Annotated in this window: 11 protein-coding genes and 1 pseudogene; 11 read left to right on the top strand and 1 reads right to left on the bottom strand. The window is 63.5% G+C overall.

The window, feature by feature from the left end; translation table 11 throughout:
• Window positions 1–191 precede the first annotated feature (191 nt).
• From SINAC_RS15070 to SINAC_RS15080, 3 genes are read left to right on the top strand one after another with little or no spacing between them, the layout of a single operon-like run.
• Window positions 192–4,427, top strand: a complete 4,236-nt coding sequence (locus tag SINAC_RS15070) for a cobaltochelatase subunit CobN (protein WP_015246503.1) — start codon at window positions 192–194, stop codon at window positions 4,425–4,427.
• Window positions 4,424–5,071 carry a MotA/TolQ/ExbB proton channel family protein gene (locus SINAC_RS15075; protein WP_015246504.1) on the top strand — a complete coding sequence of 216 codons (648 nt, stop codon included), beginning with the start codon at window positions 4,424–4,426 and terminating at the stop codon, window positions 5,069–5,071. The genes SINAC_RS15070 and SINAC_RS15075 overlap by 4 nt, the downstream gene beginning before the upstream one ends.
• A complete protein-coding gene (locus tag SINAC_RS15080; protein WP_015246505.1) occupies window positions 5,064–5,432 on the top strand; it encodes a DUF2149 domain-containing protein in 369 nt (122 codons plus the stop codon). The genes SINAC_RS15075 and SINAC_RS15080 overlap by 8 nt, the downstream gene beginning before the upstream one ends.
• A gap of 80 nt (window positions 5,433–5,512) precedes the next feature.
• Here SINAC_RS15080 and SINAC_RS15085 read toward each other — a convergent pair whose 3' ends face one another.
• A complete protein-coding gene (locus tag SINAC_RS15085; protein WP_015246506.1) occupies window positions 5,513–6,139 on the bottom strand; it encodes a hypothetical protein in 627 nt (208 codons plus the stop codon).
• A gap of 1,048 nt (window positions 6,140–7,187) precedes the next feature.
• Here SINAC_RS15085 and SINAC_RS15090 point away from each other — a divergent pair.
• The 8 genes and pseudogenes from SINAC_RS15090 to SINAC_RS15125 all read left to right on the top strand — a co-directional run bounded on the left by SINAC_RS15090 (window position 7,188) and on the right by SINAC_RS15125 (window position 17,702).
• On the top strand, window positions 7,188–9,695 hold the full coding sequence (locus SINAC_RS15090; protein WP_015246507.1) for a DUF1549 domain-containing protein: 2,508 nt from the start codon (window positions 7,188–7,190) through the stop codon (window positions 9,693–9,695).
• 111 nt (window positions 9,696–9,806) lie between these two features.
• Window positions 9,807–11,174 carry a DUF1501 domain-containing protein gene (locus tag SINAC_RS15095; RefSeq protein WP_015246508.1) on the top strand — a complete coding sequence of 456 codons (1,368 nt, stop codon included), beginning with the start codon at window positions 9,807–9,809 and terminating at the stop codon, window positions 11,172–11,174.
• Window positions 11,175–11,588: 414 nt separating this feature from the next.
• Window positions 11,589–13,274: a chaperonin GroEL gene (gene groL / locus SINAC_RS15100; protein ID WP_015246509.1), complete on the top strand. Its 1,686-nt coding sequence runs from the start codon at window positions 11,589–11,591 to the stop codon at window positions 13,272–13,274.
• 107 nt (window positions 13,275–13,381) lie between these two features.
• Window positions 13,382–13,675, top strand: a complete 294-nt coding sequence (gene groES, locus SINAC_RS15105) for a co-chaperone GroES (RefSeq protein ID WP_015246510.1) — start codon at window positions 13,382–13,384, stop codon at window positions 13,673–13,675.
• An 80-nt stretch (window positions 13,676–13,755) separates the two neighbouring features.
• Window positions 13,756–15,381 (top strand): chaperonin GroEL, encoded by a 1,626-nt coding sequence (gene groL / locus SINAC_RS15110; protein WP_015246511.1) that lies wholly within the window; start codon window positions 13,756–13,758, stop codon window positions 15,379–15,381.
• 269 nt (window positions 15,382–15,650) lie between these two features.
• Window positions 15,651–16,805 (top strand): molecular chaperone DnaJ, encoded by a 1,155-nt coding sequence (dnaJ, locus tag SINAC_RS15115; protein WP_015246512.1) that lies wholly within the window; start codon window positions 15,651–15,653, stop codon window positions 16,803–16,805.
• A gap of 44 nt (window positions 16,806–16,849) precedes the next feature.
• A pseudogene (gene grpE / locus SINAC_RS15120) lies at window positions 16,850–17,389 on the top strand (nucleotide exchange factor GrpE); the annotation flags it as partial.
• Window positions 17,390–17,414: 25 nt separating this feature from the next.
• Window positions 17,415–17,702, top strand: a complete 288-nt coding sequence (locus tag SINAC_RS15125) for an FmdB family zinc ribbon protein (RefSeq protein WP_015246514.1) — start codon at window positions 17,415–17,417, stop codon at window positions 17,700–17,702.

Here is a 17,702-nt window from a genome sequence, read left to right on the forward strand (position 1 = left end):
TTGCACCCAACCCGTGAGCCTAAAACCAGGGCTTCCACAAAATGGTGGGCCGTGTCCGCCAAGAAAATCGCCTCGGGGTGGACGCTCGCTGCTTGCCTGAAATTTTCCAGCATTCCAACATCATCATTGCATGACATCCTCAACAACCGAAAACAAAGAAACACCTCGCGCACACCCAGCGGGCCACTCTCATGACAACACGGACTCGACGTGCTCTCGGTCTCCTGGCCGGCCTCCTTCTCATCCTGCTTTGTCAGGCCCCGGCGTGGTCTCAAGATCCGCAAGAGACGCCACGGATCGCCTTCATCGGCTTGCACGGTGGGGTTTTCGAGACGCTCGAAGGCTTTGCCAAAGGGATGAATCTGCGCGTTGAGTACAACTCCGACGAGCAGATCGCCACTAAGGCGAGCGACCTGTCCGCCTACCGCCTGGTCTTCATCCAGCACACACGCGAAGAAGACCAGGACGCTTACCGCAACCTGTTCCTTGCGGCCAAGCAGGGCAAATCGCCAACGCGGATCTTCGCGGTCGGACGTGAAGGGGCCGCAGCCGTCGCCATGTTCAAAGACAAGGGGGATGCCAACCCGGTCGAGACCGACCCGGAGGTCTCGAAGTATTTGCCTCGCTCACGGGAGAACCTCCGCCGGTTCCTGATCTACGTCGCGGTCAAATATCTCGGCCAGGCCGGCGAAATCCTCCCGCCGGCCGAGTCCGACGAAGCGGCGACCGGCCTCTATCATCCCGACCACGACGGGCGGTTCGACTCGGTTCCGGCGTTCCTGGCATGGTCGTCCACCAAGGGGCGCGACCCGGCCAAGCTCCCCCGCGCGGCGGTCATGGTCCACACCACGCACCTCGAGTATCAACAGCCTCGCGTCGTCGATGCCTTGATCCGTTCCCTGGAAGCGAAAGGGATCCTCGCGGCCGGCTTCACCGACGGCAACTCACGATCCACCGCCACAACGGCAAAACCGGTCGAAGAATTCAAACCCGACGTCGTCATCCACACCTGCCACAGCGGTGAGACCGTCGAAGAACGGACCCGGCTCGACGCCCCTCATATGCATTCGCTCTTCTTTCGCCGGAACTCGATCGATTTCTGGCAGAACAACCTGGGGGGGTTCACCCAAGGCGATGCCGCCTTCCAGGTGATCGGCCAGGAACACCTCGGCGCCATCGAACCCTTAATCGGCGCGGGGACCATCCACGGCGGCGGAAGCGCCGAGTCGTTCAGCCCCATCCCCGAACGGATTGAACACCTCGTCAAGCGTGCCCTCTCCTGGATCGCGCTCCGGAAAACGCCTCGCGCCGACAAGCGGATCGCGTTCCTCTACTACGACCGCGAGGCCGGCCAGAACGAGCTGATGCGCGGCAGTTCCACCGGCATGCACCTCCATGCGCCCAAGAGCATGGTCAAGGTCCTCAAGACCCTGAAGGCCGAGGGGTACTCCCTGAACGCCGTCCCGGGCCATGAGAATGAGTTGATCGAATGGCTGTTGGAGCGTGGACGGCAATACGGCCTGTGGAACCAGGGAGAGCTGAACCGTCTGGCCAGGAGCGGTCAGGCCGTCCTGCTTCCCGTCGAAACCTACCTCGAGTGGCTCGAGGCCCGCGTGCCCGAGGCAGTCCGGGGCGAGGTCGCCAAACACTGGGGACCGGCCCCCGGCAACGCCATGGTCTGGAAAGACGACCAAGGTCGCAGCTTCATCGTGATCCCGCGAATCGACCTGGGCAACATCATCCTCCTGCCCCAGCCGCTCCGAGGAGAAGGCCAGGATCCCTCCTTGCTCCACCAAGGTCTGATCCCGCCCCCCCATAACTACATCGCCACCTATTTCTGGCTTCAAGAATCGTTCAAGGCCCACGCCCTGGTCCACTTCGGCACCCACGGCTCGGAATTCTTCCTGCCGGCCAATCCCGTCGGCCTCTCCGACCGCGACTGGCCGGACATCCTCATGGGTACGATGCCGAACATCAACCCCTGGATCATCGACAACGTCGGCGAGGTCGCTCCCGTCAAACGTCGAGCCTACGGCCTGACGCTCGGGCACCTGACTCCGCCGATCGTCACCGCGGGGCTCTCTGACGACCTGCTCAACCTTCACGGTCTGATCGACAAGTGGGACAGCCTCGAAGAAGGGGCGCTCCGCGAAGGGTTCCGCCGCCAGATCACCGCCGACGTCGTCCGACTCCACCTGGCGAAGGAAACGGGATTGCCCGAAGAACCCCAGGCGCCGCTCACGCCCGAGCATATCCACAAGGTTGTCGAATACCTCCACGACATCGAAGGCGAGACGACCCCCATCAGTCTTCACGTCCTGGGCGAGCCGCCTCGGGCGGATTTGATGGTCCCCTTCCTCACGACGATCCTCAAGCGGAAATTCCTCGACGCGCTCGGCCAGGTCGTGCCCGTTCCGACAGAGGAGAGCCGCCTGCCCGGCGATCGCGTGCTCTACCTCCGCCGTAAGGCCGAGGAAGCGGTCGAACTGGTCGTCAGGCGCGACCTGAGCCCGCTCGACGCCATCACGGCCATCGGCGGCAAGCCGAGCGCAGACCTGCCCCCCGACCTTCAAAAAGGGCTCGAGCTTGCCATCGACCTGAACCAACGCTTCGCCAAGACGACCGACGAGATCGACAACCTCCTGGCCGCCTTCGACGGCCGCTACATCCCACCCGGTCCGGTCAACAGCCCGATTCGCAACCCAGGCGCCGTGCCGACGGGTCGAAACCTCTGCATGCTCAATCCCGAGGAGATCCCGACCAAACCGTCGTGGGAACTCGCCAAGAAGCTCGTCGATCAGATCCTCGAGCGATCGCTCAAGGAAAAGGGACACTACCCGGCGAAGATCGCGTTCGACCTCCGGCCGCATGCCACGTTCCGCGATTACGGCGTGATGGAGGCCCAGATCCTCTATTGCCTCGGCGTCGAACCCGTCTGGGACGACCGCGACCTGGTCAACGACGTACGGGTCATCCCCTCCGAAATCCTCAAGCGACCGCGAATCGACGTCTTCATCGCCCCGGGCGGCCTCTACGCTCAGAATCTGCCCGGCCGTCTCGAGTTGATCGACAAGGCGATCCGACTGGTCGCGGAACTGGCCGAGAAGGACAACGTCGTCCGGCTCAATTCCGAGCGCGTTCGTGACGAACTGAAGGCGAAGGGCGTTGAAGCCGGCCGCGCTTTGGCGTTGTCCCAGGCACGGATCTTCGGCGTCGCGCCGGGGGAGTATGGGTCGCCCGGCAACTCCGCGTACATTCAGCAATCGGGGTCGTGGACCACGCGCGACGAGGTCATCGAGCATTACCTGTCCGAGGCCAAGAACGTCTACACCAAGGGCCACTGGGGCGAACCCGCGCCGGAAGCCTATGACCGCCAGATCCAGGGGACCGACACCGTCCTGCGAAGCTGGTCCGACCACATGACAGGTCCGTTGGCAAATAAGTACATGTGGCTCCACGGCGGCCAACTCGCGATGGCCGTCGAACATCTGACGGGGAAGGCACCCGAGTTTCTGCTCTCCGACGTCCGCGACTTCGATCGGGCCGGCGTCATTCGCGCGGAGGACGCACTCGCCCGTGAGTTTCGCGTGCGACTGTTCAACCGCAAATGGATTGAAGGGATGATGAAGGAGGGGTATGCCGGGGCCGACCAGATCGCCGTCATGGTGTCGAACAGCATGGGATGGGAAGTCGTCCGTGAGGGGAGCATCCCACGGCAGACCTGGGAGGAGATGGATGCCATCTTCATGAAAGACAAGCTTGGGTTGTCGATTGGCCAGTGGTTCGAGTCGGAGAATCCGTTCGCGTTCCAGGAGTTATCCGCAACAATGCTCGAGTCGACCCGCAAAGGCTACTGGAAAGCGGAAGCCGAGACGACCCGGCGGTTGGCGGAAGCCTACGCCCGCTCCGTCGTGCGTCACGGAGACAACGGCGGCCTCCGAAGCGGAGCCAACGGCCCGCTCCGCCAGTACGTGGAGCGAACCCTGACCAACTCCGGCGTCGCGGAACTGGCGGGGCTCGGGACTCAGTATCATGCCCAGTTCGATGGGTCCGCCCCCCCGATCGCGACCGTCGCCGGCCTGGTCCCGGCACCCGGTCCGGGACCATCGCCCGTTGCTGCTTCCTCGGCGGCCCCAGGATCAAATACACCAGTTCAATCGCCCACCCCGAGGCAAGCGAATGGCTCGGAAGCGAAGTCGCCGATCCCACGGCCGACAACCGAGAACCATGAACCAGCGAAGGCCGATACTTCTCCGGTTGCAGCGTCTGCTCCGAGTGCCGAACCGATCCGTGGCCAGCGTCTGGAGCCCTCACCCCCGCCGTTGAATCCGAAGCCGCGTGCAACGGACGTTACGGTCTGGGTCCTCGGGGGAGTCACTCTGATCCTCGTCCTGGGCGGATTCATTCGGGGAAGGAGGGGGGCATGACCGACCGGCTTGTTGAAATCCTGTTCATGGTCACCGGTGTCCTGCTCACCCCGGTGCTGCTCGTCCTCGCCCTCATGTCGGCTGCGACACTCTGGATGATGGGCGGTCTCGCCCGAGAGGCCTTCGAACGCTGGCAAACCCGCTCGGTTTGGACAAACTACCTGGCCAGTCTGAAGGCCGACAGCGGCGAGGCCGCCGCGTTCCGCCAACTCTCGTTGAGCGGCGACCCCGCACGATTTCAGGCCTGGTTTCGCGCGGCGGATCATCGGGGCCGGCCCGGGCTGAGGAAATGCCTCGACGACCTCGAGATCGATATGACCCGCCGCCTCTCCTGGCTCTCATTCGCCACCCGAGTCGGTCCCATGCTCGGCCTGGTTGGAACCCTGCTTCCGCTCGGCCCCGCGCTCCGTGGACTCGCTTCGGACGACCTGGCCTCGCTGGCCGAGAACCTCGAAATCGCGTTCACTTCGACCGTCTTCGGGCTCCTGATCGGCGGCCTCGCCTACGCCGCGAGCGTCCTCCGCCGCAACTGGTACGACCAGGACCTCAGCGACCTGGAATTCGTCCTCGATACGATCCGCCCGAAGAACGAACAGGGGCAAGCCTGCCTCGACAGCCCGATCGGAGAGCCTGCCGATGCGTGATCGACGCCCAAGGCGATGGGAGGCGCGCGAGGAGAACGACCCGCTCGCCGGCCTGGTCAACCTCTTCGACCTCTGGATGGTCTTCTCGATCGCCATCCTCATCGTCTTCGCGGGATCGTCCCGGCGAAACGCATCGCCGCATAGCGATCCCTCTCTGGCTGGCGATCCCCAAGCGGTCAACCTGCCCCAAGCTCAGTCCATCAAGCAATACCGGGTCAGCCAGGAGAAGCTCGAAGGGGCCGGCGAAAAACTCGGCACCGCCTACCGCCTGGCCTCCGGTGAAATTGTCTGTGTCCCCGACTCCGATTCCACCCACGACCGGCAAACACCTTCGATCACAGGGGAGAAACCCAAGCCCTGAACCTGAAGATTCACAGCCCTTGTTACTGGCCGGTTCCCATTCGCCAACGGCGTTCGGTTCCTCAATATGTGGACAGGCTCCTACGCCCTCCAAAGGACGTCGCCAAGGAACGCCCCCCCCTCACTCGGTGTATCGTAGTTATAGCGTTCGCCCCAGAAATCAACGCCGACGACCGATTTCCCAGTGTAGCTGAAGGTCTGATTCTTTTTCAGCGGCACGATGTGGAGGTTGGCATCCCAAGGGTCGCAAACAGTGGCGTACTTCTTCCCCATGAAAGTGCGAACCGTATCGACGACCACCCAGTGGCCACCGCCTCCTTTCCAGTCGATCCCGACGATCATCGGCTTCACGGAAATGACGACGCCGAAACCGCTCGTGACGCCAACCTCCTGGATGATCTTGTCCGGTACATCGGGCTTCGCGAGGCGCTTGAAATTCCAGCCGGTCATCTTGAGGTCGGCATGATTCAGCATTTGGAGAATCTGCGGGTTGTTGAACCCCGCTGTCCCCAAAGGGTTGGGACCGAACATCGCCGTCGCTTTCGCAAGAATATCAGCTTCGCTGAATAAGGCTTTCGTCCCTGGGGCAATCTTATTGATCTTGAAGGCGGCCATGATCACGCAGGCCACTCCACAAGAGATTTGCTGCTCTTGCCCGAAGACCCAGTGAACGTCGCCGAAACGCGATACTCGAGAGAACCACGCCATAATTCCCCCCTGAACAAGATCCGATCAGCCAAAGTAGGACACAAACCATTGTGCAAGACCTCGGCGAGGAAGAACGCGGCCTGGTGGCGTTTGTGACGGAAAACCCCGAATCCAGCGTTAATTCCAGGGGAATCCGAGGCACCCGGCAGGCGGTCGTCGTCGCTCGAGACAGCCGGTGGGATTCGCCTACGAAGATCATCGCCAAGGGTTCAGCAGCATGGGGATTGAGAGGCATCCAGATGCCTGATGCATAAGGATCAGCGGAGAGTCTGCTCGGAAGGAAGGGGAGCAAACCACCTGGGAACCAATGTCTTGCGATCCAGTCGGCAGGGATCGATAGGAAGGGCAGGGCGGAATCGCAATCACCCCAGGTCGAAATCTTTCGATTTCGACCTGGGGTGATTGGTGTCTCAAGAACGAGGCATTTTCTCAAGTGACCGGGGAGGGGCTCGAACCCTCGACCAACGGATTAACGTACCTCATCGGCTTTCACCGACCCCCCGAAGCCCTTCGCGTTGAAGGAAAAGCTCTCCAGGTGTTGAGCGTCTGGACTATCCCATCGCCATCTCAGGCGTGCCGCGTCTAGTCTCTGGGGCCGAGGCCGGCGATCCGCCGGTCCCTTGCCTGCTGATTACCCAATCTTCGCCTTTTCAAACCGTCACGCTTGCCGTTACCGGCGACGTTGTGGTGGCGAAGCTCTCAGGGCGTCCCAGCATACTGCGGCATTCACTCATCGCGGTTCGGTTTCTTCCCGCGAGAGGCTCCTATTTTTCTGCGTGCAACTTTCCGTTGAAGTCCGTTGCTCTACCGACTGAGCTACCCGGTCAGAGTGCCCTCATAGAATAAACATCCCAGGGCGGCCCCGTCCAGACCCCGCCGCCGATTCCTGGGGGAATCTCCCAAGAATTCCCAATGAGTGTCGCCCTGACGTGAAAGAAGTATTTAACAAAAAGGTTGTCGGAGGAGGGGGATGGTTGTAGAGTAAACTTCGTACCCCTCCGTACCGGGAGGCTGCCAAGGGAGACTCACTGCGATGCAGGAACAGCGGATGACACGGATTCTTCGCTCAGCCCCTTGGTGGATTCCCAGCCAGGTGACTCGCATCCTCCTGCTCTGGGGCCTCGGTTTCACCCCCGCATGGGCCAATGATCGGCCGCCCGTGGAAGGAACCGCAGCGTCCTCGATCCGGGTCGTCCCGCCTCGGGTGGTCCTGCGCGGGCCCGACTCGGTCCAGCAACTGGCGGTCGAGGCGATTGCCGGCGACTCGGCCGTGCGGGACGAATCGACGCAGGCCAAATTCGTGTCATCCAACCCCAAGGTCGCGGAGATCGACGACTCGGGGATGATCTCCGCGAAGGGAGACGGCACCGCGACCATTGCGGTGCGCTCGGGTGAGCGGACGGTCGAAGTGCCCGTGACCGTCACCGAGTTCACGTCGGAGCGGACGGTCAACTTCGCCAACCAGGTCGTGCCGATCTTCACCAAGCTCGGCTGCAACTCGGGGGGATGCCACGGCAAGGCCAGCGGTCAGAATGGGTTCCGGCTCAGCCTGCTCGGCTTCGAACCGACTCTCGACTACGAGGCGCTCGTCAAGGAAGGGCGAGGCCGGCGACTCTTCCCGGCGCGACCCGAGCAGAGCTTGCTCCTGACCAAGGGAACCGCGACCGTCCCTCACGGTGGCGGCCGGCGGCTCAAGCTCGACTCGCAAGAATACCGCGTGATCAGCCGCTGGATCGGGGGAGGAATGCCGGTCGGCAAGGCGTCAGACCCGACCGTCTCGGGGATCGAAATCTACCCCGACACTCGGGTCATGACACGCGGAACGTCGCAGCAGATCATCGTGACCGCCCACTACACCGACGGGACCACCGAGGATGTGACCCGCTGGGCTCAGTATCAGTCGAACGACCCCGAAGTGGCCGACGTTGCGGAGGGGGGCAAGGTCGCAACCCGCGAGCTGTCCGGCCAAGCGGGGATCATGGCGCGCTACCAGGGACAGGTCGCCGTCTTCCGTGCCACCGTTCCCCTCGGCCTGCCCATTGCGGCCGCGTCCGAGTTCCCACCCTCCAACCTCATTGATTCCGCAGCCCTCAAGCAGTGGAAGGCGCTCGGAATCCTTCCGTCCGACTCGTGTACCGACGCGGAGTTCGTTCGTCGCGCCTCGCTCGACATCATCGGGACCTTGCCGACGGCCGAGGAAATCAAGGCGTTCGTCGCCGATCCCAGCCCCGAGAAGCGGGTGTCGCTCGTCGATCGGCTGCTCGAACGGCCGGAATATGCAACCTACTTCGCGATCAAATGGGCCGACATCCTCCGCAATAAGCGTGAAGGAGATCCGAAGGCCCAGCATGGGACCTTTGCCTTCTACGACTGGATCCGCGAAAATCTGGCCCGAAACACGCCTTACGACCAGTTCGTCCGCTCGATTCTCGCCGCCAGCGGCACGCCCGAGACCTCGCCGCCGGTCCAGTGGTATCGCCGGATCAAGGCGGCCGACGCGTTCGTCGACGACTCAGCGCAGGTGTTCCTCGGAATGCGGCTCCAGTGTGCCAAGTGCCACCACCACCCGTTCGAGAAGTGGAGCGAGAACGATTACTACGGCTTCGCCGCCTTCTTCGCGCGGATCGGTCGGAAGCCCTCCGCACAGGCGCAGCGGAGCGGCCGGGACGACGAAGTCATCTTCACCGCCCGGACCGGCGCGGTCACGCAGCCGAAGACGAAGCAGGTGATGAGCCCCAAGGGGCTCGGCGGCGAGGTCGTTCCGATCGCGGCCAACGAGGATCCTCGCCAGAAGCTCGTCGACTGGATGGCCGAACCGCAGAATCCGTTCTTCGCCAAGGCACTCGTCAATCGTTACTGGGCCCACTTCTTTGGGCGGGGGATCGTCGAGCCAATGGACGACCTCCGGCTGACGAACCCGCCGTCGAACCCCGATCTGCTGCACGGCCTGGCCGACGACTTCGTCAAAACCGGCTACGACCTCAAGCGGCTGGTCCGCACGATCTGCACGAGCCGGCTCTACGGGCTTTCGAGCGTCCCGAACGAGTACAACCGCAAGGACAAACAGAGCTTCGCCCGCCACTATCCCAAGCGGCTGGGCGCAGAGGTCCTTTTGGACGCGATCTCCCAGGTCTCGGGAGTGCCGACGCCGTTTGCCGGTCTTCCCGCCGGCACTCGGGCCATCGAACTGCCCGACGAGAGCGTGGTCTCGGCCTTTCTCGACACCTTCGGACGTCCCAAGCGCGATACCCCGTGCGAATGCGAGCGCGTCGGTGACGCCAGCCTCGGGCAAAGCTTGATGCTCCTGAATTCCGGCGAGGTGCAAGGCAAGCTGGCGGCAGCCGGCGGCCGTGCCGAAGCGCTCGCCAAGGATAGCCGACCCGATGAGGCCAAGGTGGAAGAACTCTTCTGGGCCGCCTTCGGTCGGGCTCCCTCCAGTGGGGAAACCGCAAGCGCTCTGGGCCACTTGACCACCCACGCCGGCAAGAAACGCGAGGCCTTCGAGGATATCGTCTGGGCCTTGATCAATGCCAAGGAGTTCCAGTTCAACGACTGACGGACGGACCGGGTTGTGGATCCGGGTCGGATCCCTCTCCAATCGATATGCGTCCCCCACCCACCCCCGATGGCGTCCCCCGCGCCACCTACCGTCGAGGAGACTCTTCCGATGCTGGAACTGATGGGTCACGCTTCGCCTCAAACTCAGGGGCCGAACCGACGTTCCTTCCTCAAGGCGGGGTTTCTCGGGCTCGCCGGCCTCAACCTCGCCGACCTCCTCCGGATCGAGGCCGCCGCCAAGGCAGCGGGCCAACCCAAAGAGCGCGACCTTTCGGTGATCCTGATCTGGCTCGATGGGGGACCGCCTCAACATGAGACGTACGACCCCAAGCCCGACGCCCCCGTCGAGTTCCGTGGACCGCTCAACTCGATTGAGACCTGCGTACCCGGGATCCGAATCTCCGAGTTATTTCCCCAACAAGCGAAAATGATGGACCGGATGTCGATCATCCGGTCGATGCACCACCACACCGGCGACCACTTCGCGGCCGCCCACTGGATGCTCACCGGAGTGCTCGGCTCGACCGCCGTGGACCTGGCCCCTCAGTATCCCTCGGCCGGGTCGATCATCGCCAAGTTGAAGGGGGCGAAAACGCCAGGGATGCCTGCCTACGTCGGCCTTCCCCAGACGCACTCGGTTGGCCTCGCCCCCGGATACCACGGCGCAGCCTACCTCGGGCTCGGCTATAACCCGTTCTCGGCCGACGGCGATCCCAATACCGACGCCTACCAGGTGCCGAACCTCGCCCCGCCCGCCGGTGTCGACCTCCCCCGAATCGAAGGGAGACGCAACCTCCTGGGCGCCTTCGACCAGGTCCGGCGTGACGTCGACGCCTCGGGCGTGATGGATGGCCTCGATCAGTTCAGCCAAGACGCCTTCACGATGGTTTCCAGCCCCGCCACCCGTGCGGCGTTCGATATCCGCAAGGAAAGCCCACAGCTCCGTGACCGCTACGGGCGGCATACCTGGGGGCAAAGCGCCTTGATGGCCCGCCGGCTCGTCCAGGCGGGAGTCCGGTTCGTCACCCTGACTTATGGAGGCTGGGACTTCCACTCCAGCATCGAAGTGGGGATGAAACGGGTCTTGCCCATCGTCGACAGCGCGGTCGCCACCCTGGTCGACGACCTCGAGATGCACGGGATGCTCGACTCGACCGTCGTGCTGGTGATGGGGGAGTTCGGCCGAACCCCTCGGATCAACCAAGGGCTGCCCGGCATCGACCCGATTCCAGGACGCGACCACTGGGGCGAGGTGATGAGCGTGCTGGTGGCCGGCGGTGGGTTCGCGAAAGGCCGCGTGATCGGCTCCAGCAACTCCCGGGGAGAAGTCCCCAAGGATTGTCCCATCAGTCCGCCCGACCTACTCGTCACGCTCTACCGCCAGATGGGCATCGACCCCGAAACCAGCTTCAAGAACCGCGCTGGGCGACCCATCACCATCGGCTCAACCGGCAGAGTGATCAAAGAACTCTGCTGAGCGCCCAGCAAAATGGGGCGTTGCGCCCGAACGGCTCGTACCTCCGACCCCGGGGGCGAGCCGTTTTTTCATTTCACCCGACGAAGCCCGCCGACTGCCTACGTCCCCCCGCTTCGAGCGCCACCCGTTGATGCCCCGGGCGCGATGTGAAGGAACGCCGGAAAATGACAAACATGACCGGGACCTGCCAAAACGGCAGACCCCAGTCAGAACCGGCACCGCTTGCAGGCATACACAACTTCTTGCACACAAACGATTTAAAATTCACGCCATGGGACGGTATGCCAGTTGCATTTGGTTCGACGAACTTTTAGATACGAAGGGGGAACCGCGCGAGCGGTCGACCCTCGCGTCGTCGTCGGCCTCAGGTACGACGAGAGACGGCTCCCGACCGCGTCGAAGGAGAATCCAACCGTGGCGAAGATGATGGCCTACGATGAGGAGGCCCGCCAGAAGCTGGCGAGCGGCGTGACCAAACTGGCCCGGGCCGTCCGGAGCACCCTGGGCCCGCGCGGCCGCAACGCCGTGATCGACAAGGGCTGGGGCAGCCCGACCGTCACCAAAGACGGCGTGACCGTGGCCGAGGAGATCGAGCTGACCGATCCCTACGAAAACATGGGTGCCCAACTCGTCAAGGAGGCCGCCAGCAAGACCTCCGACGCTGCGGGCGACGGCACGACGACTGCCACCGTCCTGGCCGAGGCCATCTTCAAGGAAGGGCTCAAAGCTCTGGCCGCGGGCGCCGATCCGATGGCGCTGAAGCGAGGGATCGAAAAGGCCGTCGAGGCCGTTGTCGAGCACGTGAAGGGGCAATCCAAGAAGGTCTCCGGCAAGAAGGAGATCACCGAGGTTGCCGCCATCGCCTCGAATAACGACACGATCATCGGCGAGAAGCTGGCCGACGCCTTCGAAAAGGTGGGCACCGACGGCGTCATCACCGTCGAAGAAGGCAAGGGGAACGAGACCACCGTCGACGTGGTCGAGGGGATGCAGTTCGACCGGGGCTACCTCTCCCCCCATTTCGTCACCGACCAGGATCGGATGGAAGTCGTCCTCGAAGACGCCTACATCCTGATCTACGAAGAGAAGATCAGCTCCCCCCAGAAGCTGATCCCGTTGCTCGAGCTGATCGCCCGGTCGAGCAAACCGCTCGTCGTGATCGCCGAGGACATCGAAGGCGAAGCGCTGGCGACCCTGGTCGTCAACAAGCTCCGCGGCATCCTCAAGGTCGCGGCCGTCAAGGCCCCCGGCTACGGTGACCGCCGCAAGGCGATGCTCGGCGACATCGCCGTCCTCACCGGTGGCAAGGCGATCTTCAAGGACCTCGGCATCGAGCTCGAGAGCGTCCAGCTCACCGACCTCGGCCGCGCCCGCAAGATCACGATCGACAGCGAAAACACCACGATCGTCGAAGGCGTGGGCACCCAGGAGGAGATCAAGGGACGGGTCGAGATGATCCGCCGCGAGATCACCCAGACCGACAGCGAGTACGACCGCGAGAAGCTCCAAGAGCGTCTGGCCAAGCTCGCCGGCGGCGTCGCCCGCATCAACGTCGGTGCGGCCACCGAGACCGAGATGAAAGAGCGCAAGGCTCTGGTCGAAGACGCCCTGCACGCGACCCGCGCTGCGATCGAGGAAGGGGTCGTCCCCGGTGGTGGCACCGCCTTGATCCGGGCGATCACCGCACTCGACGCCCTCAAGCTGACCGGCGACCAGGCGATGGGCGTCCAGATCATTCGCCGCGCCCTCGAGCAGCCCGCACGCTCGATCGCCGAGAACGCCGGCATCGACGGTGCCGTCGTGGTCAACAAGATCCTCAAGTCCAAGGAAGCCAACTTCGGCTACAACGCCGACACCGGCGCCTGGGGCGACATGTTCGCCGCCGGCATCGTTGACCCCACCAAGGTCACACGCTCGGCCCTCCAGAACGCCGCTTCCGTCGCCGGCCTGCTCCTGACCACCGAAGCCATCATCGCCGAACCCAAGAAGAAGGCGGAAGCCGCCGGTCACCACGATGACCACGGCGGAGGCATGGGCGGCATGGGCGGCATGGGAGGAATGGGTGGCATGGGCGGAATGGGTGGCATGGGGATGATGTAATCCCGGCTGCCCGGCCTGCTTTGGAAAAGAAGACGATATCTTCCCTGGAACCACGTTCGGCCCCGTCGGCTCGGGGTCGAACCGAACGTGATAAGGAATGCACTCAGATGGCCAAGATTCGCCCGCTCGAAGACCGCGTTGTGATCCAGCAGATTGAGGCTGAGGAGAAGACGGCCGGCGGCATCGTGCTGCCCGACACCGCCAAGGAAAAGCCGCAGCGTGGCCGCGTCCTCGCCGTGGGCCCGGGCAAGTTGCTCGATTCGGGCGAGCGTGCCCCGATCGGCGTGGTCGAAGGGGATGAAGTTCTCTTCGGCAAGTACTCGGGCACCGAGATCAAGGTCGACGGCGAGGAAATCAAGATCCTCCGCGAGTCCGACATCCTGGCGAAGATCGTCAAGTAACCGGCCGTGGGGTGGGCGTGCCCACCATTCATCAAGATTGGTGGGCCGTGCCCATCCGACAAGAGAAGGACAACTGACCCGTGGCAAAGCAACTGCTCTTCTCCGACGCCGCGCGCCGCAAACTGCTCGAAGGCGTCGATGTCTTGGCCCATGCGGTGGGCACCACGCTCGGCCCGACCGGGCGCAACGTGATCCTCAGCAAATCGTTCGGCGGCCCGACCGTCACCAAGGACGGCGTCACGGTCTCGAAGGAGATCGAGCTGCCCGACCCGTTCGAGAACATGGGCGCGAAGCTGGTCAACGTCGTCGCGTCGAAGACTTCCGACACGGCCGGCGACGGCACGACGACCGCCACCATCCTCGCCCGCGCGCTCTTCCGCGAAGGGCTCCGCAACATCACCTCGGGGGCCAATCCGACGGCCGTCCGCCGAGGGATCGAGAAGGCGGTCGAGGCCGCCGTCACCGAGTTGCGTGACAAGCTCTCTCGCCCCGTCTCCAAGAAAGAAGAGATCGCGCAGGTCGGCACGATCTCGGCCAACAACGACGCCACGATCGGCAACATGCTTGCCGACGCGGTGGAGCGGGTTGGTCGCGACGGCGTGATCACGGTCGAAGAAGGCAAGACCGCGACCACGACGCTCGACTTCGTCGAGGGCATGCAGTTCGACAAGGGCTACCTCAGCCCCTACTTCGTCACCAGCCCGACGACGATGGAAGTCATCTTCGACGATGCGTTGATCCTGCTTCACGAGAAGAAGATCAGCAGCCTCCGCGAGATGATCCCCCTCCTCGAGAAGGTCGCGCAGTCGGGCAAGCCGCTGCTGATCATCGCCGAGGACGTCGACGGCGAAGCGCTGGCGACCTTGGTCGTCAACAAGCTCCGTGGCGTGCTGAACATCGCCGCGGTCAAGGCTCCCGGCTTCGGCGACCGCCGCAAGGCGATGCTTGCCGACATCGCGATCCTGACCGGCGGAACCGTCATCAGCGAAGACCTGGGCCTGAAGCTTGAGAACCTGACCCTCAAGGACCTGGGCACGGCCAAGCAGATCAAGGTGAACAAAGACAGCACCACCTTGATCCAAGGAGCCGGCAAGAAGGCCGACATCCAGAAGCGGATCGACCAGCTCCGTCGCCAGATCGAAGAGACGGAGAGCGAGTACGACAAGGAGAAGTTCCAGGAGCGCTTGGCGAAGCTCTCCGGGGGCGTGGCTCTGATCAACGTCGGCGCGGCGACCGAAGCCGCCATGAAAGAGATCAAGGCCCGCGTCGAAGACGCGCTCCATGCGACCCGCGCAGCGGCCGAAGAGGGGATCGTCCCCGGCGGCGGCGTGGCCTTGCTCCGCGTGATCCCGGCCGTCGAAAAGCTTCGCGACACCCTCAAGGGGGACGAGCAGCTCGGCGCCTCGATCGTCTTGCGAGGCCTGGAAGAGCCGATCCGCCACATTGCGTCCAACTCGGGACACGATGGTGCGGTCGTCGCCGAAGAGGTCAAGTCGCGTGAAGGCGCCATTGGCTTCAACGCCAACACCGGCGAATACGTCGACCTGTTCAAAGCCGGTATCGTCGACCCCACCAAGGTGACGCGCTCGGCCTTGCAGAACGCTGCCTCGATCGCCGCCCTCATGCTCACCACCGAGGCGATGATCACCAACATCAAAGACGACGAGAAAGACGGAGCGAGCCGCGTTGAAGGTTCGGTCCGCTAATCGATTCGCGAACGTTCCCGAGGTCAGGCCCACTCGCTCCCGGGTGGGCCTTGGCCTCGGGTCGGTTTCCCTTTTGATGATGGTCGGTCGCTTCGCGTCATCCGTCACATCTCCCGAAACTTGTCCGGGCCTCTCCTCCTTTTTACTTCGCAATTCCTCTTTGTTGTCGAGATGGAGCAGGATTGGGCCGTGTCACGACTCGGCCTGAGATGCTATCCTGGTACATTGCCGAACGCCGCCCCTGATACCCCGGACCTGAGCGAGACGCCATGCCGATGGCAACCACGAAGCGTGACTATTACGTAGTCCTTGAAATCAAGCGCGAAGCCTCTCAGGATGAAATCAAGAAAGCCTATCGGCAACTGGCGCTGAAGAATCACCCCGACAAGAATCCCGGCAACGCCGAAGCCGAAAAACGCTTCAAAGAAGCGGCCGAAGCGTACGAAGTCCTCTCCGACCAGGCGAAGCGCCAGCGCTACGACCGCTACGGCCACGCCGGACTCGAAGGGGCCGGAGTTCACGACTTCCGCAACGCCGAAGACATCATGTCGGCCTTTGGCGACATCTTTGGCGGCGGCCTGTTCGGCGACCTCTTCGGCCAACGACGCCGCGGACCTCGGGCCGGCCAGGACCTCCTGTTCAAGCTCGAGATCGACCTCGTCGAGGCGGCCCGAGGCACGACCAAGCCGATCGACGTCAATCGCCAAGAATATTGCGGCGACTGCAAAGGCTCGGGTGCCAAGAAGGGGACCGTGGCCGTAAGCTGCAACTATTGCGCCGGCCAGGGCCAGGTCGTCCAGTCTCGCGGTTTCTTCCAGGTGGCGACCACCTGCCCAGCCTGCGGCGGCGAGGGGATGCGCATCACCGACCCCTGCCCGAATTGCCGAGGCGCGGGGCGGGTCAATGCCGTCGCCCACTTGAAGGTGGACGTCCCTCCCGGCGTCGAGAGCGGCATGTGGCTCCAACTCCGGGGCCAAGGCGAACCGGGCGACCCCGGCGCACCTCGGGGCAACCTGAGAATTCAGATCCTGGTCCGCAAGCATCCGTTCTTCGAGCGGAACCGCAACGACCTGGTCTGCCAGGTCCCGATCAACTTTCCCCAGGCAGCCCTCGGCGCCGACATCGAAGTCCCGACCCTTGACGGCCCCGACCGCCTGCACGTCCCCAAAGGGACGCAGAGCGGCGACGTCCTCAGGCTCAAGGGACGGGGGATGCCTGACATCAGCGGGCGAGGACGTGGCGACGAACTCGTCGAGGTCGTCGTGGAAACCCCGCGACACCTGACGCCTCGCCAGGAAGAACTGCTTCGCGAACTGGCCGAGATCGAGCATCTCGATGTCAGTCCGAAACGAAAGAGCTTCTTCGAGAAGCTCCGCGACTACTTCACCGAGGATGCCGATGGGGCGGAACCCGGCGCGTCCTGACTGTCTGAGTCGAGTCGAACCGAACCCGCCGCGCGGTCCGCGAGAAGGATATCCCAATGAGCGATACCACACAGCAGAGCGAAAACGACATCGACGGCGAGCCCAAGCCCAACGCATCGGCGACCGACGACCTTGGCCAGGTCCAGCGCCAGCGCGATGAGTACTTCGACCAGCTTCAGCGCACCCGCGCCGAGTTTCTGAACTTTCAGAAGCGATCCAAGACACAGGCCGATTCCGACCGCGTCTATGCGGTCGGCTCGCTCGCACGCGACCTCCTCGATGGGATCGACAACCTCGAGCGGGCCAGCGTCGCCCTGAAAGCAACGGCTCCGTCCGGGATTCACGAAGGCCTGGACATGGTCCACAAGCAATTGCTCGCCACCCTGGCCAAACACGGCGTCGAGCCGATCGAGGCCCTGGGCAAGCCTTTCGACCCCAACGAGCATGACGCCCTCGTCCAGCAGCCCGACGCCAACCACCCCGAGGGGACCGTCGTGAACGAGCTGAGCAAAGGCTATCGGATTCGCGAACGCGTCCTGAGACCCTCCAAGGTCGCCGTATCGGTCAAGCCCGCCCAGTCCTGACGAATTGAACCGAGGTCAATCTCCGATGCCGACCTACGACTACATCTGCGACGCCTGCAACCACGAATTCGAAGCGTTCGAATCGATCAAGGCCGACCCGCAGACGGTTTGCCCGCAATGCCAGGAAGTCAAGCTCCGCCGCAAGATCGGCGGAGGTGCCGCGATCATTTTCAAAGGGTCGGGCTTCTACCAAACCGACTACCGCAGCGACTCGTACAAGAAGCATGCGGCGGCCGATAAGCCGTCGGAGTCGTCGTCCCCAGCCCCTGCCAAGACCGACACGCCGAAGGCGTCCAGTAACGGGACCTCTTGA

Origin of the sequence: Singulisphaera acidiphila DSM 18658, from assembly GCF_000242455.2 — a bacterium.
Classification (GTDB): Bacteria; Planctomycetota; Planctomycetia; order Isosphaerales; family Isosphaeraceae; genus Singulisphaera; species Singulisphaera acidiphila.